The organism is Mesorhizobium huakuii (genome assembly GCF_030160235.1).
GTDB lineage: Bacteria > Pseudomonadota > Alphaproteobacteria > Rhizobiales > Rhizobiaceae > Mesorhizobium > Mesorhizobium huakuii.
The window spans coordinates 33,225-54,212 of the sequence record NZ_BSNY01000023.1; the positions used below are offsets into that span (position 1 = coordinate 33,225).

Consider the following 20,988-nt stretch of genomic DNA (forward strand, 5'->3'; position numbering starts at 1 on the left):
TCTCGGCCTGGCCGGCCGCTATCGCAATGCAACATGCTTTTCGCAGTGCAACATGGCCAGAACAAGGAAACGGTCGGAAAGGGCGGCGGCTTCGCCGACTGATACTCAGCCTGGCACCCGCGCACTGCGCGCGGCGTAGAGGCCCGCCGCCGCCGCGAGGATGACCAAAGCGGCGAAGATCGCCAGCTTCTGTGGTGTCGCGCCCTGCGGGCCGAAGGCGACGGCATACATGGTGCGGCCGGGAATGAAGGTCAAAAGCCCGGTGATGATGAGGCCGAAAATGTAGGTGCCCTGCATGATGCGGCGGTGGGCGGCGATGTTGCCGCCGCGCGCGGCGCGCACGCCGCGCCACAGCATCACCAGCACCAACAGCGACAGAAGGTGGATCGGGCTGAACGGCCCCCACAGCCGGATCGTCCAGATGAACAGGCCGGAGCCGGCGACCGTCGCCATCAGCGCCACCCAGACGCGGCCAAGCGCGCGGTGCAGCCGGTCGCCCTTGGTGCGCCACAGCTGAACGGCGCCGAGCAGCAGCGCCGCGATGGCAATCAGCGCATGGAGCTGGATGACGGGCGAGGCGGTGAATAAAGGGCTGAGCGACATCGGTGTTCTCCGCGATACGGCGGATTATGGCCGATGAGGCGCTGGGGCGGCAAGGGTATGCGGTGGCGAGCGCTCGATCCCGCCGCCAGCAAAACAGCCCCGCGAACGGGGCTGTTATTCAACGGTCTCAAGGCAGCGTTTACTTGCTGCCGCCGACCTGTTTCACGTTGCTGCAGAATTCCGGATGGGTGTTGGTGGGATTGGCGTTCTTGACCTCGTCGGCGCAGGCCGTCATCATCATCTTCTGGTCTTCGGGCGTCAGCGCTTTCCAGGCCTTGATGAACTCGTCATTGCTGCGCATCTTCTTCATGGTGGAGTCCGTGTAGAAGGGCTGCATCTTGGCCGGATCGTCGAGAGCGGACGTACCGGTGCTGCCCGATGCGGCGAGAGCCGAGCCGGCGACCATCGAAAGCGCCATGGCGCCAAAGCAGATCATCTTGATATTCATGATAGATTCCTTCCCTGTTGCTTCGTGACCGTCTAAGCAACGATCAAGGGTTTAACGGGAGGGTTTGGGTAAAAGTTCCAATTTTTCGCACAATATGAACTCGGTTTTCCAAGATATATGATGCGAAAGCTTGAAACGTTCCCGTTTTTTCATTCATATGCCCAAGCGAAAGTCCCGTTTGTTGTCGGATAGCTGCGCAACAACCTGCCCCCGACGTCGACCGTGGCCAGCGCCAGAGTCGGTCGGACGTCGCAGCATCCAGCGATTTGAAAACTTCCCGGCCCTCTGATTGTTCCGCGCCGGCGGCCGCAAAAAAGGCCCCGCCGGCAGGCCGGCGGGGCATTGATCGGAGGTCTGCGATCGCCCGGGAGGCGATCCCTAAAGCAACGGGAGCGGCGTGCGAAAAGTTTCACCGTTCGATGCGTCGGGCTGTCGCCGATGGCGGAGCTCAGCCGCTTGCCGCCCGGCGGCCCTGGCTACGCCGGGCCAGAAGGTTCGCCACCACCAAAAGCACGATCGACAGCGCCATCATCAGCGTCGCGGCGGCGGTGATGGCGGGCGAGAGTTTTTCGCGCAGGCCGATGAACATTTCGAGCGGCATGGTGCGCTGGCCGGCGCTGGCCAGGAACTGCACCACCACCACCTCGTCGAAGGAGGTGACGAAGGCGAAGGCAGCGCCGGAGAGTACGCCGGGCAGGATCAGCGGCAGCATCACGCGGAAGAAGGCGGTCAGCGGTTTCGCGCCCGAGATGGCGGCGGCGCGCATCAGATTGCGGTCGAAGCCGGTGAGGCTGGCGCCGACGGTGACGACGACGAAGGGGCTGGCAAGCGCGGTATGCGCCAGGATGATGCCGGCATAGGTGCTGGCGAGCCCGACGCGGGCGTAGAACAGATACGAGCCGACGGCGGTGATGACGACAGGCACGATCAGCGGCGAGAGCAGCAACGGCATGACGATGCGGCGGCCTGGGAATTTCTCATTGGACAGTGCGATCGCCGTCAGCGTGCCGAGCGTGGTGGCGATCAGCGTGGTGCCGAAGGCGACGATCAGGCTGTTGCCGATCGCCGATTGCCAGCGCTGCGTGCCCAGCACCACCTCGTACCAGCGCGTCGACAGGCCTTCGAGCGGGAAGATGAAGAAGGCGCCGCTGTTGAAGGAGAGCGGCACGGGGATGAGGATCGGCACCAGCAGGAACAGGATGACCAGCCCGCACCACAGCCAGAGCAGCGCGACGCGGATGCGTTCACCAGGGGTGGGGTAGGGCGAGAGGAGCATGGCTACACCATCTTCAGGCGGTCGAGGCCGAGGATGCGGGCGAAGATGCCGAACAGAGCCAGGGTGAAGACCAGGAGGATGAAGGACAGCGCCGCCGCCATCTCCCAGTTCAGTTCGACATTGACGTAGTTGGCGATGAAATTGCTGATCAGCTGGTCGCTGGCGCCGCCGATCAGGGCAGGGGTGATGTAGTAGCCCAGGCACAGGATGAAGGTGAGCAGGCAGCCGGCCATGACGCCGGGGAAAACCTGCGGAAGGTAGACGCGCCGGAAGGCGGTGAAGGGTTTTGCGCCGAGCGAATAGGCGGCCTTCATCTGCGAGGGCGCGATGGTGCGCATGACCGAGTAGATCGGCAGCAGCGTGAACGGCAGCTGGATATGCGTCATGGCGATGATCAGGCCGATGCGGCTGTACATCAGGTCGAGCCGCTCGGAGGCGAAGCCGAGCCACAGAAGCAGGCCGTTGACCAGGCCGAATTTCTGCAACAGCACCGTCCACGCGGCGGTGCGCACCAGGATCGAGGTCCAGAACGGCAACAGCACCGCCACGATCAGGATCGCCGCCAGTCCCTTCGGCACGCTCGCTATGAGATAGGCGAGGGGAAAGCCGAGCAGCAGAGTGGCAAGCGTCACGGCGGCGGCGACGAAGAAGGTGCGCAGGAACACTTGCAGGAAGATCGCCTGCTCGGGCGGCACGCGCTCGATGCCGCCATCGGCGTTCCACCTGAGGTCGAGGGCGCTGAGCAGATAGAACGAGGTGAGGGCGTGGGTGCCGTTGGCGATGGTCGGCCAGGTGCCCGGCGCCGACCAGAAGGGCACGGCCTTCATGATGTCGAGCGGCGGCTTGCCGGCGGCGCCTTCGAGCTGGCGCACGGTCTTCAGCACCTGGCTGCGGGCGCCGGGCAGGCGGGCGTTGAGCGCCTTGGCCAGCTCATAGGCGGTGCCCTTGGCTTGGCTGTTGCTCAGGTCCGCAGCCAGCGCGATGTAGGCGGCATCATCAGGCAGGCCCTGGCCGTTCCAGTTGCCGAGCGCCTGGCTGGTGCGCGGCAGAGCGTCGGCGATGGTCGGGTCGTAGACGGCGCGTGAGAGCAGCAGCACGATCGGGATGCCGAAACTCAGGGCCAGCAGCAGGAGCAGGGGCGCTGCCAGCGCCAGCGAACGCAGCCGGTCGCCGAATTCGGCGCGCCGCAGCGCCGCCGACGCGGTTTTGGGATCCGCGCCGGCGGCCGGCCGGCCGCGGGCCAGCGCGGGCCGGTCGAGTTCGCTGGGCTGCAGCGCCGACATCAGGGCCTACTGCGCCAGCCAGGCGTTGAAGCGCTTGACCAGGTCCTCGCCATAGTCGCCCCAGAACTCGGTGTCGGCGACGAGATAGGCGCCGGCGAGATGGTCGGGAGCGTTGGGCAGTTTCGGCAAGGCATCGGCCGCGACGAAGGATGCCGCGTCGCTGCGCACCGGCCCATAGGTGATGTAGCTGGCGAGCTTGGCGTTGTTTTCCGGCTTGGAGATATAGGCCAGGTATTTGTAGGCGAGCTCGGGGTTCTTGGCGCCCTTCGGAATGGCGATCATGTCGTATTCGAGGATCTGGTTGTTCCAGACGATCTTGAAGGGCTTCTTGTCGGTGTCGATGGCGTTCTGGATGCGGCCGTTCCAGGCGGTGGTCATCACCACTTCCTTGGAGGCGAGCAACTGCGCCGGCTGCGCGCCGGCATCCCACCAGACAATGTCCTTCTTGATGGTGTCGAGCTTCTTGAAGGCGCGGTCGACGCCTTCGGGGGTCGCCAGCACCTTGTAGACGTCGGCGGGCGCGACGCCGTCGGCCATCAGCGCCCATTCCAAGTTCTGCGCCGGGAATTTGCGCATGGCGCGCTTGCCCGGGAACTTCTTGGTGTCGAAGAGGTCGAGCACCGAGGTCGGCGCTTCCTTCAATACGGTCGGGTCATAGGCAAGGATGTCGCCGTAAGCATCGAGACCGACACCGCAATCGAGCGCCGAGCCTTCGATGAATTTATCGCGCGGGCCGATCTTGGAATAGTCGAGGCGCTCCAGGATGCCGGCGTCGCAGCCCTGCAGCACGGTGGCGGTTTCGACCGTCACCAGGTCGATCGGCACGTTGCCGGTGTCGACCATGGCTTTGACCTTGCCGAGATCGCCGAGATATTCCTGCTCGAGGATCTTGGCGCCGGTTTCCTTGCTGAACGGCTCGAACCAGGCCTTGCGCTGGGCATCCTGCCAGGCGCCGCCGCTGGCCATGATCGACAATTCATCGGCAAGCGCGGCGTGGCCGATGCTGAACAATGCGGTGGCCGCGGCGAAAGCGAGCATCCGGGTCTTTGCGATTTTCATTTTTTCTTCCCCTGTTTTCGAGATGGATCCGTTCTTGAGATTGCCGGTTCAGGGCGGCCCTGCCTTGGCGGCCGCGGCATCGGCGGGAAAGGCACGGCAGTCCTGGGCCGCGCAGGAGACCGTCACAGCCTCGCCATTGGCCATGGTCGCCTCGGGGCCGACCTTGACGGTCAGCACCTGGTCGTTGCCGAGCCGGGCGAGAAGGCGCAGATGATCGCCGAGATAGATGCGGCCGTCGACCGTCGCGGGCAGGGCGTTGGCGCCGGCCGGCGCCAGGCTCAACCGTTCGGGACGGATGGCGACATGACAGGCGGAGCCTTGCGCCACGCCGATGGCGAGCGCTGTGAGTTCGCCGCCGCCGGTCAGCTTGACGCGGCATTCCTTGCCCGAAACGCGGTCGACGACGCCTTCCAGCGTGTTGTTCTCGCCGATGAAGCTCGCCACGAAGGAACTTTGCGGGGCGTTGTAGAGATCGTCGGGCGCGCCGAGCTGGGCGATGGCGCCATTGTTGAAGACGGCGACGCGGTCCGACATGGTCAGCGCCTCGCTCTGGTCATGGGTGACATAGACGATGGTGACGCCGAGCATGGTGTGGATCTGCTTGATCTCGAGCTGCATGTGCTCGCGCAGCTTCTTGTCCAGCGCGCCGAGCGGCTCGTCCATCAGCACCAGGCTCGGCTCGAACACCAGCGCGCGGGCCAGCGCGACGCGCTGCTGCTGGCCGCCGGAAAGCTGCGCCGGCTTGCGGTCGCCGAACTGCTTCAGCCGCACCATGTCCAGCGCGCGGCCGACGCGGCCGGCAATGTCGGCCTTGCTCACCTGGCGCACGGAGAGCGGGAAGGCGACGTTCTCAGCCACACTCATATGCGGGAACAGCGCGTAGTTCTGGAACACCATGCCGATGTTGCGCTGGTAGGGCGGCAGCCGGTCGACCGGCCTGCCTTCCAGCGTGATGGTGCCGCTGGTCGGGCGTTCGAAGCCGGCCAACATGTTGAGCGTCGTCGTCTTGCCCGAGCCGGATGGGCCGAGCAGGGTCAGGAATTCGCCGCGTGCCACGCCGAGGTTCAGCCTGGTCACCGCGAAGGTGCGGCCATCATAGGATTTCTCGACATCGACGAAATCGACGAAAGCCGGGCCAGGCGCGGGGGCCGAAGTGGGCGATGAGGGCAAAGCGGCCTGACGGGCGGCGCTCATCGTGCGCACTCCCGAAACGCAGGTGCTGAAACGCTATGCGGCTTGTGATGCATGTTTCCGTCCCACTGGAAGTCCGCATCTCGGCGGGTCGCCCAAACTTGTATGCTCACACAATCTATCTGAAATCGAGCATAGATGCATACAACTTTGACCGTCAAGCCGGTATTTGCCGCGATTGTGTGATATTTTCAGCTGGAGAAGCCAAATTGATGTCACACAAGAGCTATTGTCCGGCGAATTGTCTTATGCTAAGCCCTCGACAAAGCCGAAGCCCCGAATCCATCCAGCATGCTCAGCGATCTCCGCCTTACCGAGGATGAAAGTCCGGTCTATCGTCGTCTCGCCGACGCGATCGCCGAGCGCATTACCGCCGGCACGCTGGCGGTCGGCGACCGGCTGCCGCCGCAGCGCGACATAGCGCGGGCGCTCGGCATCAACGTCACCACGGTGACGCGGGCGCTGGCGACGCTGCAGCAGCGTGGCCTGCTGGAGGCGCGGCCGGGGCGGGGCACGACGGTGGCGGCCAGGCAGGCCGGCGAGCGGCCCGGTTTCGTCTCGGCGCCGAGCGACGAGAGCGGCATCATCGACCTCTCGGTCAATCGCCCCGCAACCTCGGCCTATCTCGACGCGCTGGCGGCGCTGCTGCCGCGCCTGCCGAGGGATCCGCACTATGCCTCGCTGCAGGACTATCATCCGCCGGAAGGGCCGCTCTGGGCACGCGCGGCGGTCGCCGATTGGCTCAAAGCGGTTGCCGGCGACGGCGACCCCGGCCGCGTCGTGCTGGCGGCCGGCGCCCAGCATGGGCTCGATTGCCTGCTCGGCGCGGTGACGCGGCAAGGCGAGGTGGTGCTGGCCGATGAGGTGACCTATCAGGGCATCAACGCGCTCTGCCGGGTGCATGGGCTGGATCTCAGGGGCGTCGCCATGGATCGCGGCGGCATGCGGCCTGACGCCTTCGACGCCGCCTGCGCGCAACTTCGCCCGCGCGCTGTATTCCTGGTGCCGACGCTGCACAACCCGACGACGATCACGCTGAGCGAAGCGCGTCGCCACCAGCTTGCCGCCGTGGCGCGCCGCCACAATGTGCTGATCATCGAGGATGACGTCTACCGGCCGCTGGCCGACGAGGCCTTGCCTTCCTTTGCCAGCCTGGAGCCGGAGCTGACGGTGCATATCGGCGCCTTGTCGAAATGCCTGGCGCCCGGCTTGCGGCTCGGCTTCGTCATCGCGCCGCGCGCCATTGCCGGCCAGGTGGCGGCGGCGCTGCGCATCAATTGCTGGAGCATCAGCCCGCTGACCGCGCTGATCGGCGCGCGGATGATCGAGGACGGCGCGGCGGCGCGCATCATCGAGGTGCAAAAGCAGGAACTGCGCCAGCGCCAGGCGATCCTGAGCGAAATCCTCGGCGGCTACGATGTGCAGAGCCAGCCGAGCTCCACCCATGCGTGGCTGCGCCTGCCCGAGCCGTGGCGCGGCGCCGGCTTTGCCCGCACCTGCCTGGAACGCGGCGTGGCGCTGCTGCCGGGCGACGCCTTCGCCGTCGGCCGCGAGCCGGTGCAGCACGGCGTGCGCATCAATGTCGGTGCCGCGCGCTCGCAGGACGACCTGCGCACCGCGTTGACCACCATGGCCGAGCTGCTGTCGGCCGGGCATCTGCAATTGCCGGGTTTTGTCTGATGCCCCAATGCTTTGCCTGAGGGAATTCGCGTGACCAGAACTGTCGAGATAGCTGTCATCGGGGCGGGCGTGGTCGGGCTGGCGACGGCGCTGCGCCTGGCCAGCGACGGCCGCGAAGTCCTGCTCATCGATCCCAACGAGCCGGGCTCCGGCGCCTCGTTTGGCAATGCCGGGACGCTGGCCGAATATGCCTGCATGCCGGTCGGCAACCCGGCGGTGCTGCGCGCGCTGCCAAAACTGCTTCTCGACGCCGACAGCCCGTTTTCGCTGCGCTGGACGGCGCTTCTGCATCTGGCGCCGTGGCTGCTGCGCTTCGTCAGGCAATCGCTGCCGGCCGCCACCCATGCCAACGCCGTGGCGATGGCCGGATTGCTGGCCGATTCCCTGCCGGCCTGGGAGGAGATGGCTGTCGAGGCCGATGCCGCGGATCTGCTGCGCCGCAATGGCTGCCTCTATCTCTACCGTCGCCCGGGCGATCTTGCCGGCGGCGCGTCGAGCCGGGCGTTGCGCGCCGAATTCGGCGTCGACCAGGCGGTGCTGAACCCCAGCGAAGTGGCAGCACTTGAGCCGAACCTGCCGGCGGTGCAGGGCGGCGGGCTGTTCTTTCCGCAGTCGATGAACCTGACCGATCCCCAGACCATGATGGCGCGACTGCTCAAGGCGGCGACAGGCCGGGGCGCCGCCTTGCTGCGCGGTGAGGTGACGGAGCTGCGGGCCGATGCCGGCGGTGTCGACCTCAGCGGTCCCGGCGGCCTCAACCTGCGCGCCCACAAGGTGGTGATCGCCGCCGGCGCCTTCTCGCGGCCGCTGGCGGCACAGGCCGGCGACCGCATCCCGCTCGAAACCGAGCGCGGCTATCACCTCGAATTCGCCACACCGACGCCGGCGCTGACGCGGCCGGTGTGCCCGGTCGATCTCGGCTTCTACATGACGCCGATGGCCGGCCGGCTGCGCGTCGCCGGCACGGTCGAGCTCGGCCGGCTGGCCTCTGCGCCCAATCCGCGCCGGCTGGCGCTGCTCGATCGCGGCGTGCGGCAGTTCTTCCCCACGCTCGGCCAGCCGTCGTCAAAATGGCTGGGCTTCCGTCCCTCGCTGCCGGATTCGAGGCCGGTCATCGGTCCGTCGCCTGGCAATGCGAACGTGATCTACGCTTTCGGCCATGGCCATCTCGGGCTGACGCTCTCGGCCGTCACCGCGCGGCTGGTCGGCGACCTCATCGCCGGCCGGCGACCCAACAGCGAAAGACTTGCGCCTTTCGCCGCCGGCCGGTTCTAGCCGCCGCTGGTTGCCGGCGCCGTCTCGATCTCCTGGAGGTAAAACACCTTGCTCGGCTGCAGGTGATCGACGCAGAGCTGCGCCAGCACCCAATTGTCGCGGCGCTTCAGCGCCTCGATCATCATCGCGTGGTGCTGGCGCGAGACGTCGAGCTTTTCCCTGTCGGCCAGCGAATTGGCCCGCACCGGCAGGCTGAGGCGCATGTAGTGTTCGATCGAGGAGACGAGATAGGCATTGCCGCAGGCCGAGAACATGGTCAGGTGGAAGCGGTCATTGGCCTCGTGGATGCCCCTGAGATAGCCATTGTCGACATGGCCGCTGTAGATGCGGTGGATCTCCTCCAACTGCGCGATCAGCGCCTCGCTGACCGGCAGCGGGATCATCAGCGCCGCCTGGCGCTGCAGCATTTCGCGCACTTCGTAGATCTGCCGCACTTCCTCCGGCGAGAGCCGGCGCACCATGGCGCCCTTGTTGCGCTCGCGCGTGACGATGCCCAGCCTCTCCAATTGGTAGAGCGCCTGGCGGATGATGTGGCGCGAGACCGGGAAACGGGCCAACAGCACGTCCTCGACCAGGCGCGTGCCGGGCGCCAGCCGGCCGAAGATGATGTCCTCCTCCAGCGCGTGCACCGTTTCGGCTTCCTTGCCGCCATAGTCGAAGCTGTTGAGCATCGCGAATCCCTGCTGCGCCCGGCTTCCTGTCCGCCGGAAATGCCAGTCTAAGACTGTTCATCGTTTCACGGAAATGCCTGACCGCCGCATTTGCATGTTCGGCACAATTCCCAAGGGGAAAAGCGCCACGCGCTTTTCCCGGGAAAATCGTTTCACACCATTGCTGGAATGGCCTGGCCTTCGCGCACAAGGCTGACGACGAACTGGTCGAGGAGCGGGTCGTCGAGGCTGACGGGCCGGCACATCCCCAGCACCTGCCTGAGGCTGAACCTGCCGACTGCCTGGCGCATGATGACCGATACGCAGGCCGGTCCGGAGCCGGTCAGGACAAAGGCCTTGCCGACCAGGACCGGGTCCGAGAAGGGTGCCCATTGCACGGTGATGAGCGACGGCTCCGTGGTCTGGCGGCGGTTGACGCCGGCGAAATAGATCCAGTTCAGCCGGGAAATGGCCCCGCCATAGTGCCAGCCCAACGCCCGCGGTCCACCCTGGCGATGGCCCTCGGCCCAGCGGGTCACGCGCCTGAAGGTCACCAGCTCGGCCTCGCGCCGCACGAAGGTGACCGACCGCATGACAAGGTCGGAGCGGTCGGGAACCGTGAAGTAGGTGAAGTAGGTGCCGCCGGCGATGGCGGGAGCCGGGCCGCGCACCATGTTCTCGTAGAGCGTCTGGTGGATCGGCAACAGGGCCTTGCGTTCGGGCGCGGGGGCTTCAGGCGCGCGGTACAATTCATCCTCTTCAATGCCGAAATAGGCGCAGATCAGCGTCGCGGTGGCCCGGTTGGGCACGCTCTTGCCTTGCAGATAGCGCTCGAACTGCGTGCGGTTCATGTTCAGCCCGCGGCATACGGCGGCCACCGACGCATGGCTGCTGACCAGCCGTCGCAGATTCGCGGCAAGATTCCTGCGAATTGGCACGACACCGCCCCCTCGACAGCTGTCCGAACCATTATTAAGCAATCTCTTATATTGCGCCAATCTCGCACAAGATCGCGCCGCCGCGAATGGGACCTTTGGCCAATAGCGTGGCATGAAGGCCGATACGAAAAGGCCCGCCACCAATACCAATCGTGACGGGCCTTCTCGAGCAGGCCGGGCGTCCCACCGCCCGGCCTTTGACAAAACCTGTCAGCGGGACGATCGTTCCATCACAAGGAGAAGCCCGCCGGCTTCCGGGCTTGCGGATCAGCCAAAGCTTCCCTGTACGAGGTCGCGAGACCTCGCCTGTTCCTCAAGCTTTCGACAGGCCTTCGGTTCAGACGCAAACCGAGGTGCAAGCAACCGCGGTAATTACCGAGAGTTTCTGACGCTTCAAGAGCGTCGGCTTGGCGTAGGTTTTCTTCATGGCCTATTCCCCCGTATAGAAATCACGTTGCGCAAGGATTCGAAGGAGTGCATGCAGCGGTTACGGCCGACAGCCTGTCACGCTTCACCAAAAGCGGCTTCTGGTAAGTCTTTTTCATGCAAGCCCCCTTTGCTTGGCAATGGCTGAGGTAAGCGCGTGCGGGCGACTTTTGTCAAGTTGACGCTAAAATCGGTAGTGTCTCAGTTTGAAATTTTGGCTGGGGGCTGAGATTTCGCCGTATCGATTTGTATTGGCAAGCCAAACCCGTTAATCGCCGCGATAATTACAAGTTGCCGATCACGTCTGCGGGGCGCTTCTGGCCCTTAGGTCCGGTTGGCATGAGTAGTTTCCAGTTGAGTGGCACGAATGACTTGTTGCCCGACTCGTATCCAAGGTCGAGCGTCTTTGAATGGGGGAGTCCGGGAAGCGTCTATGGCCTCGCCCAATGTCTCGAAGCGTGTAGCACTGAGAGACGAAAACGCCCCTCGACTTGGCTCGCCGTTAGATGCCGGCTCCCAACGAAGAAAAGCAGGCCCGTTTGTAGCCATAGGCACCTCCATGCTTTCCGCTAAGCATATAGGAGATCGGCGCGTCGTGCGACAGTCGGTTGACGCTGATTGACGGCGGGTCAAATTTCAAACTGAGACACTACCCTAAAATCGCCGCTGCGGTGCAGAATCCTGCTCCGTTACGCGCGCGACGGATGCTGCCTGCCTGCCGGTCGGTCAAAATGCGTCGAGACCCTAGCCGACCGGGCCGATCGGGCCGCCGCCCGAGACCGCCGCCTGCGCTGTCAACGCCGCCAGCTTCTGCCGCTTGACGAGGGTGGGCTTGTCATAAGGCTTTCGCATTGGAGTCCTCCGCCCGTTCGAAGGGTTGAGGTTCGTTGGATGCCGGCTCATTGTCAAGCAGGCAGGCCGGCGGAGTGTGCCGGCCCGTCAGTTCCTGTCCACAGGCTTTGAGCGCATCCTGGACACCGTTTCGCGCTCGGCGCGCTTGGAACGCAGCGGCGGCAGGCCGCGGTCGATCAGGTCCATGTCCTCCAGCACCATGTCGCCCATGCGCTTGAAGGCGATGTCGAGCGCGCCGGCGCGGTGGGCGGAGCGCAGGAAACCGGGCAGGGAGCGAACCGGATGATCCCGTGCCGGCGGCTCTTCCGGAAAGACATCGCTGGCGGCAACGATGTGGCCGCTCTTCACCGCCGCCATCAGCGCGTTAAAATCGACGACGCCGGCGCGGCTGAGCAGGATGAAGGCGGCACCCCTGCGCATCGAGGCGAAGGCGTCCGCGCCAAGAAAGCCCTGGTTCTCCGAGGTCACCGAGGCGACGACGAAGACGAAGTCGCTCGATGTCAGGACGTCGTCCAGCGAGGCCGGCTCGACGCCATTGTCGATCAGGATCGACGGCGGCAGCCAGGGATCGAAGACCTTGGTCCGGGTGCGGAAGCCCGTCAGCAGCCGGTTCAGCGCGCGGCCGAGATCGCCGAAGCCGATGATGCCGACATTGGCGCCGGACAGGAGCCGCGCCGTCTGGTTGCCGTCGCCGCCCCACAGCTCTTCGCCCTGCCGGAAGGCGAGGTCGGCATCGACGATATCGCGGGCAAGGTTCAGCGCCATGGCAAGGCCAAGCTCGGCCACTGGCTCGGCGAAGACCAGACCGGTGGTGACGACGTGGATGCCGCGCGCGAACAGCGTCTCGTAAGGCATGTTGTTGAGGAGGTTGGACTCGACATTGAAGACGCAGCGCAGCGCCGTCATCTGTCCCAGCGTCTCGGAGGAGATCGGTGGCTGGCCGACGATGTATCGGGCCTGCGCCAGCACATCGGCCGGCAGTTTGGCGACGCCGTCGGCCGTGGTCTCGACGATGCGGTATTTTGCCCGAAAGCGGGCCAGCTGCGGCGGCGTGAAGATCAATTCCAGCGACCGCGGTTCCGGCGCGCTGATCACCAGCGGCAAATCCTTGTCTGGCACGACGATTCCTCCCGGCGCGGTCCGACGCCGCGCATCTTTGTCTTGCCCGTGTCATTGTCCCAAAACCGTTTCACATCATTGGGCGACATGTGGCTCTACAGCTAAAATACCGCCGATGAACCGATTTACAACTGTGAAAAATCGATTTACTCATTTCTCCAGCGGGCAGAAATTGCCTCTGTCCGCGCCTCGGGAGGAGGAGCAGATGGCGCACAGGCAGGACCAGCAGCGGCGTGCGTCGATCCACGATGTGGCCCGCCGCGCCGGCGTGTCGGCCGCCACCGTTTCCAAGGTCATGGCTGGCGTCGCCACGGTGAAGCCCGAGAATGCGCAGCGCGTCCTGGATGCCATCGAACAGCTTGGTTACCGCGTCGATCCGCTGGCCTCCGACATGCGCCGGGCCAAGCGCCGCATCATCGGCGCCATCATGCCGGAATTCGAAAGCGAGTTCTTCGGCCAGATGGTCACCCAGCTCGAGAGCCTCGCCGAACAGCGCGGCTACACGCTGGTGGCGGCGTCGAGCCGCGAATCCGAAGCGCGCGAAACGGAAATCCTCGCCCGCATGCATGACTGGCGGGTGGCCGGCGTGGTGCTGGCGCCGGTGCGCAACGAGCATGGCCCGGCGGCCGCCTTCATGAAGGCCAACGGCATGACCGGCGTGCTGATCGACCGCGTGCTGTCCGACGACGCCTTCGACACGGTGTCGGCCGACAGTGCCGCGGCCAGCGCCGAAGTGGCGGGCCAACTGGTCGGCAAGGGCCATCGCCATATACTGGTGGTCGGCCTTGGCGAGCAGGCGGCGACGGTGCGCGCCCGCCTCGACGGGTTTCGCACCACGGCGCTGCGGCTGGCGCCGGATGCGCGCATCGATGTCGTGCTTGCCGAAAGCGATGTCGAACCGCTCAGGGCGCAGCTGCGCGACTATTTTGCGAAAGGCGAGCGCCCGACGGCGGTCTATTCGCTGTTCCTCAAGGGCACGCTGGTGGCGCTTTCGGAGTTCCGGCGGCGCGGCTGGCACTGCCCCGACGACATTTCGCTGGTCGGCTTCGACGACGCCGAATGGATGCAGGTGACATGGCCGGCCATCGCCGCCGTGGTGCAGCCGGTGCGCCAGATCGCCGGCCACGCCATGGAGGCGCTGTTTGCCAGGATCGAAGGCGGGGAGGGGCCGCCGACCGCACGCCTCGAACCTTGCCAGGTCTTGATGCGGGAATCCGTCGGCTCGCCAGGCAACGGCCCGCATCCGGCAAACCAGTAATAGCCGATTGGTCGGTGGTGGCGACACCAGCGTCGCGGCGGCGCGCCAACAGAGAGGCCGAGATGAACGTTTTTGGACTGCACACTTTCGCCATCGCCCCGGTCTGGGACCTGGAACTGATCGAGCCGCAGATGGAGCGGCTGAAGGGGCTCGCCATAGGCCTGCTCGAGATCCCGCTGCTGCGGCCGGAAGAGATCGACACCCAGCGCACGCGCGCTTTCGCCGAACGCTGGAATGTCGAGCTTGTTCCGTCGCTTGGCCTGCCGGCTTCACTTGACGTCGCGGCACGGCCGGACGAGGCGCTGGCCTTTCTCGAACCGGCCTTCGGCGTCTGCGAGGCGGTGGGCGGCAAAGCGCTGGGCGGCGTCACCTATGGCACGATCGGCAAGACGTCGGGACGGGCGCCGACCGAAGCGGAGATCGACGGCATGTGCCGTTTCCTGGTGCGCGCGGCCAGGGCCGCCAAGGCGCATGGGCTGAAGCTCGGCATCGAGCCCTGCAACCGCTACGAGACGCATCTGATCAACCGCGGCATCGATGCCGCGCGCATCATCGAACGCGTCGGCGCCGACAACATCTTCATCCATCTCGACACCTACCACATGCATATCGAGGAGGAGAGCTTCGAGGCCGGCTTCAAGGCGGCGGCGCCCTATCTCGGCTATGTCCATGTCTCGGAAGCCAATCGTGGCGTGCCCGGGCGCGGCATGCTCGACTGGGCGGCCTGCATGAAGGCCATATCAGATATCGGCTACACCGGCGCCATCACGCTCGAAAGCATGAACCACGTCGATGTCGACATTGCCGGCGGGCTCGCCGTGTGGCGGCCGGTGGCTGACAATCCCGACGATGTGATCGGCGTCGGCCTGCCGTTCCTGCGCGAGGCGGCGAGGAAGGCCGGGTTGCGGCTGGGCTGAGGATGATGCGTCCGTCTGGCGACCGCGCATGAAAAAGCCCGCTGGCAGGAACCAGCGGGCGATAGAGGCCCCCTAACCTGGTGGCCTGTTTCAGACAGGCAGGCAGGTCGATGGCGTGCAAGCAGCGGTGACGGCCGAAAGCCGCTCGCGCTTGAGCAACACCGGCTTCTGATAGGCCTTCTTCATGTGCAGTCCCCAGTTTTCCCCTCAGGCCAGGAGCCTGCTCGGGCCACCGAGGATTGTCAACGGAAGACGCTAATACAGCTCGGCCTAAAAGTGGGCGGTGTTGCGGATGTGCAATAGTGCGATGACGACAGGCGCCTGGGGCTCCGGTGCGGGTGGAGGGATCGGAGGCTCTTGGCGGCCGTCGACAACTATGCCGAGGCGGGGGCTCCCGCCTGTCATCGCGATGTTGGGAACCTCTCCTGGTGCAATTGACTCCGCGCGCAGAAGCGGTTTGTGTGCCACTGCACCCAACGCGGAGGGCACTACCGGTGAAAAAATACGAGAAGCCAAGCTGGCAGAAGCGTGAGCGGCTTTCGGCCGTCACGGCCCAGGCAGCCCCTTCATCAGGTTCGCCGCCGCCACCCTGAGCGGCTTGGCGCATTCGCCTGAAGACATACGAGGCGCGGTCGGTTGATCGCGCCTCGTGCTTTTGGGGATGGCCTCGCCTTCCGCCACGCCGCCCGCATTACAAGGCTGGCGCGCTTCCCTTCTCCCCGGGTGAACGAGAGGCGAAGACGCCTCTGCCTTCAATGGTGGAAGAGGCCCCTCACGCCATTCCGGGCTGCCGTCGTGGTCCCAAATGGCGCATCTTGCGGCCGATGATCATCAGTTGACGCGCCGTGTTGTTGCGCAGGCGCCGCACGCGCCATTCCAGTCCGGTTTCGGTGGTGATCTGCTTGGCGTAGAAGCTCACGCGCATGCCTGCCTTGTCGGAGGCCACCTTGACCGGGTCGTCATAGAAAGCGCCGATCTTGTCAGCCGCCATGCCTGGTGTTTCCAGCCAGCGCGGAATGTGGACGGAATGGAGCTGATCGACATCGACCATGACCCGCCCGATGCCGACGCCCGGCGTCGGGCATGTCGTGCTGAATGCGTCGCCGATGAAGACGACGCCGTCGCGGCGATGGCCTTGCGTCGTGGTCAGATTGACCTGCCTCACCTCGACCGGGCTCGTCACCTCGAAGTCACCGCACCGCGCCGATATCTCCGGCATCAGTTCGCGAAGCATTTTTTGCGGATCGGCGCGGAAGTCCCGCGTCCATTGTTCGGCGACGGTGCGATAGACGAACATGTTCGCGCGCATCTTGTCGCCGATGGGAAAGACGGTGAGATAGGCGACACGGTCAGAGGCTCGCTTGCCGTAGCAGGTGACCGCCCCAAAGGCGCAGTCACGCCGCGCAAGAGCGAGGTCGAATCCCATCGACAGCGAATGCGCCTTCGACAATTCGATGCGCTCGACGCCGATGGCGCGCCGCACCGATTCGCTGTGGCCGGTGGCCACCACCAGCAGGCGGGCATCGATGACGGCGCCGTCGGCCAGCACAAGCCGCTGCCGGTCGGGTCCGGTCGTGATCTCGGCCACCTTGCCGACCGTGATCGGCACTTGCGGCGGCAGTGCGTCGCGCAGGCCGTTGATCAGCTTGCCATAGGAAAATGCGTACTCCCATTTCTTTTCACGGGCGAAGAATTGACCGAGGCGGAAGACATCTATGTCGGTATACGGGGTGACGAGCGGCATGACCATCTTGTCGAGGCCGAGCTTCTCGAACAGCTGCATTTGGTCCGCACCGATCTTCTCGGCCCGGAACTCGTCGTGATGCACGCGGTGCGGATCGATCAGCGCCACCTTGCGGCCGGCGTTTCCCAACGCCGTCGCCAAGGTGGTGCCGGCCATTCCGGCGCCGATGATCGCGACGTCGACTTCGGTCGGGCCAGCCGTGGCGGTGGTCATGTCGTTGCCCTTTCTGCCGGTCATCTTGCGCCTGCGCAATCTGCAGTGGAAATATCTTCCCGACCCATATCAACCTCAAGCAACCAGCACGGGTGGCTGGTAGTAACGATTGTTTACGTTAACGGCGAACGCTTCTGTTTCCAGCGCGGCGCGATCGCCGAGCCATCGATGAATTCCAGGCCGCCCGCTTCGTTGAGCGTGTGCAGCTTGCGCCCATTCCATAGCGCGCCAGGAGTTAAGATGGTCTCGACGACTTGCTCCATGCCGTTCAAATCAAGGTGAGCGACGCGTGCGATGCCAAGGGCGGCGCCGTAGCTCCTGCGGCAATCCTGCACCGGACGCAGCAGGTCGTTGCCGCGCCTGACCATGCGGCCGGCCGGCCGCGCCGAGGCGATGTCGACCAGCACGGGGTTTTTGGGATGCGGCGTCCAGGGTCCGCGGAAATCCGGCGCCGACCACAGATGCAGCGCATCGGAGAAGGCGCCGCCGCCGTCGCGGACAGTGGCGAACAGCCACCAGCGCCCGCCATGCTCGACCAGGGTGGCGTCGCTGGCGACGATGTCGGACAAGAGCGTCGCTTCCTTCACCCATCCGCCGGGGAAGGCGGTGGCGCGGTAGAGATCGACGGTGCGGTTGGCACAGCTTTCCGGCACCATCCAGACCTCGCCGTCGCGCTCGAAGACGAAGGGGTAGGAAAGGTGGTAGGGCAGGTCGAGAACCGGCTCCGGACGTCCGATCGGTCCCGCCGGGCCGAAGGGCACGGCGGAGATGATGGCCCGGCCCAGGCGGTGGATATAATCCTCGACGAACAGGGTCACCTGTCCCCGGTACAGGATCGGGAACGGATCGGCGTAGAAGCGGCTGCCGTCGTCGGGCAGCACCTGCCAGCCGGTCGCCGGATGCGCGCGCAGGTCGAACAGATCCTGCCCCCTGGTCTCGCGCCAGCCAACCTTCCAGTGCGGGGCGTTGTAGCAGAGATGGTAGATCTTCTGGACGATGCGCCGCGCCAGCGCCTTGCCCGCCCTGATGCCGAGCCTGGTGGTGGAGGGTATCGCCGGCGGGGCGCCGGCTTGCGCTGGTTCCGGCAGCACCGGCAAAGCGGCTCGCGCCGCGCCATTCATTGCCGAGGGGGGCATCGCCGCGAGGATCAGGCTTGCCGTGCGCGCCAGCATGTCCTGGAAGGAGGCCAGCGCGATGCCGCCATATTCGGTGCCCAGGCGTCCTTCGGCGACGGTGGCGCCGCTCTCCTCGATGCGGGCAATCGGGGTGCGTCCGTCGAGGATCAGCGCCAGCAAGGCCGCTTCGCCGGCGGCGCCGTCATAGGTGACGCGCCAGACCCGCGGTCCTTCCAGGCTCACGTCGCCGCAGAGGTCGATCACCAGATCGGGAGAGGCGGGCGGCTGCGTCCGATAAGGCGCCAGCGCCGACAGCGGCAGGCGCTTGGCCAGCCCGTCCGCCGGCAGGCCATGGATGGCTTTCTCAAGCTGGAACAATGCCGCGGCGCTGCCTGGAATGCCGCTTCCTGCCGGCCTGGCATCGACGGACACCTCGACCTGCGCCAGTGCCGCCAGGCGCTGCAGCAGCAGCAGGTGAAAAGCACGGACGCAGTCGCCGTCCAGGCGCAGGCTCACTTGCATGTCGCACCCCTAGCATCTTGATCGGTATCTGGCTGGTGTTCGAAAATTGGGCACGGGAGATGGCCGCACGGATGGGCTGGACTGATCTGCTGCCCCATTTCCACCCGTCTCCTGCTCGCCAATCCCGTGTCGACACGCACGTACCTTTATTAGGCAAACTCCGTGCCAAAAATCAGAAGAGCTCCCAACATAATTAACAGTGTTTTAACAGTTGGAGGAATAGCTAGGTCGAAGCTGCAATTTAAACTTGCAGGCACATGGAGTGTTGTCGGAGCGACCTTTGCAATCATCCCTGCTCTCGTTGCCGCAACAACCCGCTCCGGAGGCCATGCAATATGCTGCCCCGGAGCCAATGCCGACGGCCTCCTATGCATCCTCGACCGTCGAGCTGGGTGACCTGAAGCGCATATTGGTGCGCCGCCGTTTCCTGATCTTGCTGACCGCCGCGCTGCTGACCCTTGGGGCGCTGCTCTATGGGCTGTTCACGCCGGCGCTTTACAGTTCGGTTTCGGAAATCCTAATCGATCCGCAAGACCTGCAGGTGGTCACCAACGACGTCAATCCGAGCCGCGTTCCGCCCGATGGCGGCATCACCATGGTGGAAAGCCAGGTCAGCGTCGTCCAGTCGACGGGCGTGCTGCTGCGGGCCATCCAGGCGACTAACCTGACCGAGGATCCGGAATTCAACGGAGAGGGCGGGTTGCTGGGCCGCTTGCTCGGCGGCGTGCTGGGCTCGGGCTCGGCCGAAACCGACAGGACGGGCAAGACGCTCGATGCGCTGCGCCGGCGGCTGGCGGTGAAGCGTGCCGACAAGGTGCTGGTGCTCGACGTGATCGTCACCGCCAAGAGCGCCGACAAGGCGGCAAAGCTCGCCAACGCCATCGCGCAGGCCTATCTGGCCGACCAGGCGAGCGCGCGCGCGAAGATGGCCACCGACGCTTCCGATTCCATCACCGCGCGGCTGGACGAGCAGCGCAAGCGGGTGCAGCAGGCCGAGAACGCCGTCGAGGCCTATAAATCCGCCCACAACATGGTGATGGCGGCGGGCAATCTGGTCAGCGACCAGGAACTGACCGAGCTCAACACGCAGCTTTCGGCCGCGCAGAGCCGCACCGCGGCGCTGAAGGCGCAGGTCGACCAGTTGCGCCGCTCCGGTGGAGCGCCGGACGCGACTTCCGAAGCCATGCGCTCGTCGGTCATCTCCAGCCTGCGGGCACAGGAGGCGACGCTTGTCGACCAGGTGTCGCAGCTTGGCACGGAGCTTGGGCCGCGCCACCCCTCGATGATCGCCGCCCAGCAGCAGCTGCGCGACACGCGCGCCCTCATCGCGCGCGAACTCGGCCGCATCGGCGCCGCCGCCGAAACCGACTACGAGCGGGCGCTGGCCAACCAGCAGGCTTTGGAGGCCAAGGTCGCCGGCATGAAGAGCAAGTCGCTCGACACCGACCAGGCCTCGGTCAGGCTGCGCGAATTGCAGCGCGACCTCGAGGCGGTGCGCTCGGTCTACGCCACCTATCTGCAGCGGGCGCAGGAAACGCGCGAGCAGATTAATGTCGACAGCACCAATGCGCGCATCATCTCCAATGCCATGCCCGCCTTGAAGAAGAGCTGGCCGCCTTTGCCGCTGCTGGTTTTCGGCGCCCTCTTCGGCGGGCTGGGGCTGGGCACCGCGCTCGCGCTGATCGCGGAATATTCCTCGCCGACCGTGCTTTCCAGCGCGCAGATGCAATCGGCGATCGACGCGCCGGTGTTCGGCGTGCTGCCGGCAAAATCGGGCAGTGGCCGCCGCTGGTGGCCTTTCGGCGGCGGCGCCGCCGCCGCGGCCGGGCAGAAGATCGATGCGGTCGCGGGCCTGGCGCTGAGGCGGCTGTTCGCCTCCAGCCGGCGTCCGCCGAACTGGCCGCTGGTGCCGTCCATCCTGCTGACGTCGCCGCCCGAAGACGCCGCGCATCGGGGCCGCGTGGCGCGGCTGCTCGCCAATGCCGCGGCCGCCAGGGGCAGCCGCGTCCTGTTCATCGACACCAATGCGGGCAGCGGCAAGAAGGAGCCGCAGCCCGGCCTGCTCGACGTGCTGCGCGGCGAATATGCCTTCGAGGCGCTGAGCCAGCACACCCCCGGCAGCAATGTCGCGGTGCTGGGCAGGGGCCGGCAAAAGGCCGTCTTCTCCGAGGCGCAGGGCGTCTATTTCACGCAGCACATGCTGGCCCAGGCGGGCCGCAACTTCGATCTCGTCGTCGTCGACGGCGGCGCGCTGGCCGACAATCTCAACGCCTCGCCGCTGGTCGCCATGGTCGACGAGATCGTGATGGTCGCGACGCTGAACTCGACGCCGATGCGCGACGTCAAGGCGGCCTCGCAGGCCATTTCCGTCATGGGGCGGCTGCCGACCGGCGCCTTGCTGGTCGACGAGGCGGCCTGA

General features: G+C 65.6%; 16 protein-coding genes. 5 read left to right on the top strand and 11 right to left on the bottom strand.

All coding sequences use genetic code 11. The features are described from left to right. Positions 1–105: 105 nt before the first annotated feature. The 6 genes from QQK95_RS12520 to QQK95_RS12545 all read right to left on the bottom strand — a co-directional run bounded on the left by QQK95_RS12520 (position 106) and on the right by QQK95_RS12545 (position 5,863). On the bottom strand, positions 106–603 hold the full coding sequence (locus QQK95_RS12520; protein ID WP_284272712.1) for a DUF2306 domain-containing protein: 498 nt from the start codon (positions 601–603) through the stop codon (positions 106–108). 139 nt (positions 604–742) lie between these two features. Next, the gene (locus tag QQK95_RS12525; protein WP_284272714.1) at positions 743–1,051 is read right to left on the bottom strand and encodes a hypothetical protein; all 309 of its coding nucleotides are present in this window, start codon (positions 1,049–1,051) and stop codon (positions 743–745) included. Between the two features lie 448 nt (positions 1,052–1,499). After that, entirely contained in the window at positions 1,500–2,327 is an 828-nt protein-coding gene (locus tag QQK95_RS12530; protein ID WP_284272716.1) for an ABC transporter permease, read from the bottom strand. A 2-nt stretch (positions 2,328–2,329) separates the two neighbouring features. Beyond that, positions 2,330–3,610: an ABC transporter permease gene (locus tag QQK95_RS12535; RefSeq protein WP_284272719.1), complete on the bottom strand. Its 1,281-nt coding sequence runs from the start codon at positions 3,608–3,610 to the stop codon at positions 2,330–2,332. A gap of 6 nt (positions 3,611–3,616) precedes the next feature. Further along, the gene (locus QQK95_RS12540) at positions 3,617–4,669 is read right to left on the bottom strand and encodes an ABC transporter substrate-binding protein (RefSeq protein ID WP_284272722.1); all 1,053 of its coding nucleotides are present in this window, start codon (positions 4,667–4,669) and stop codon (positions 3,617–3,619) included. 48 nt (positions 4,670–4,717) lie between these two features. Continuing rightward, positions 4,718–5,863: an ABC transporter ATP-binding protein gene (locus QQK95_RS12545; protein WP_284272724.1), complete on the bottom strand. Its 1,146-nt coding sequence runs from the start codon at positions 5,861–5,863 to the stop codon at positions 4,718–4,720. Between the two features lie 288 nt (positions 5,864–6,151). Here QQK95_RS12545 and QQK95_RS12550 point away from each other — a divergent pair, with 288 nt between their 5' ends. Then, the gene (locus tag QQK95_RS12550) at positions 6,152–7,540 is read left to right on the top strand and encodes an aminotransferase-like domain-containing protein (protein WP_284272726.1); all 1,389 of its coding nucleotides are present in this window, start codon (positions 6,152–6,154) and stop codon (positions 7,538–7,540) included. Between the two features lie 30 nt (positions 7,541–7,570). Next, on the top strand, positions 7,571–8,815 hold the full coding sequence (locus tag QQK95_RS12555; RefSeq protein ID WP_409371686.1) for an NAD(P)/FAD-dependent oxidoreductase: 1,245 nt from the start codon (positions 7,571–7,573) through the stop codon (positions 8,813–8,815). On the opposite strand, the gene QQK95_RS12560 is transcribed toward QQK95_RS12555, so the two are convergent. From QQK95_RS12560 to QQK95_RS12570, 3 genes are all read right to left on the bottom strand, one after another. Then, positions 8,812–9,486, bottom strand: a complete 675-nt coding sequence (locus QQK95_RS12560) for a GntR family transcriptional regulator (protein ID WP_284272729.1) — start codon at positions 9,484–9,486, stop codon at positions 8,812–8,814. The genes QQK95_RS12555 and QQK95_RS12560 overlap by 4 nt on opposite strands. Before the next feature lie 152 nt (positions 9,487–9,638). Further along, on the bottom strand, positions 9,639–10,403 hold the full coding sequence (locus QQK95_RS12565) for a helix-turn-helix domain-containing protein (protein WP_284272731.1): 765 nt from the start codon (positions 10,401–10,403) through the stop codon (positions 9,639–9,641). 1,365 nt (positions 10,404–11,768) lie between these two features. After that, the gene (locus QQK95_RS12570) at positions 11,769–12,800 is read right to left on the bottom strand and encodes a hydroxyacid dehydrogenase (protein ID WP_284272733.1); all 1,032 of its coding nucleotides are present in this window, start codon (positions 12,798–12,800) and stop codon (positions 11,769–11,771) included. A 205-nt stretch (positions 12,801–13,005) separates the two neighbouring features. Between QQK95_RS12570 and QQK95_RS12575 the strand changes: the two genes are divergently transcribed. Then, positions 13,006–14,058 (top strand): LacI family DNA-binding transcriptional regulator, encoded by a 1,053-nt coding sequence (locus tag QQK95_RS12575; protein WP_284272735.1) that lies wholly within the window; start codon positions 13,006–13,008, stop codon positions 14,056–14,058. Positions 14,059–14,120: 62 nt separating this feature from the next. Beyond that, positions 14,121–14,975, top strand: coding sequence for a sugar phosphate isomerase/epimerase family protein (locus QQK95_RS12580; RefSeq protein WP_284272738.1), 855 nt, complete (start codon positions 14,121–14,123; stop codon positions 14,973–14,975). Positions 14,976–15,747: 772 nt separating this feature from the next. Here QQK95_RS12580 and QQK95_RS12585 read toward each other — a convergent pair. Then, positions 15,748–16,956 carry an FAD-dependent oxidoreductase gene (locus tag QQK95_RS12585; protein WP_284272739.1) on the bottom strand — a complete coding sequence of 403 codons (1,209 nt, stop codon included), beginning with the start codon at positions 16,954–16,956 and terminating at the stop codon, positions 15,748–15,750. 89 nt (positions 16,957–17,045) lie between these two features. Then, a complete protein-coding gene (locus QQK95_RS12590) occupies positions 17,046–18,569 on the bottom strand; it encodes a glucosamine inositolphosphorylceramide transferase family protein (RefSeq protein ID WP_284272741.1) in 1,524 nt (507 codons plus the stop codon). Between the two features lie 352 nt (positions 18,570–18,921). On the opposite strand from QQK95_RS12590, the gene QQK95_RS12595 reads away from it, so the two are divergent. Then, positions 18,922–20,988, top strand: coding sequence for a GumC family protein (locus QQK95_RS12595; RefSeq protein WP_284272743.1), 2,067 nt, complete (start codon positions 18,922–18,924; stop codon positions 20,986–20,988).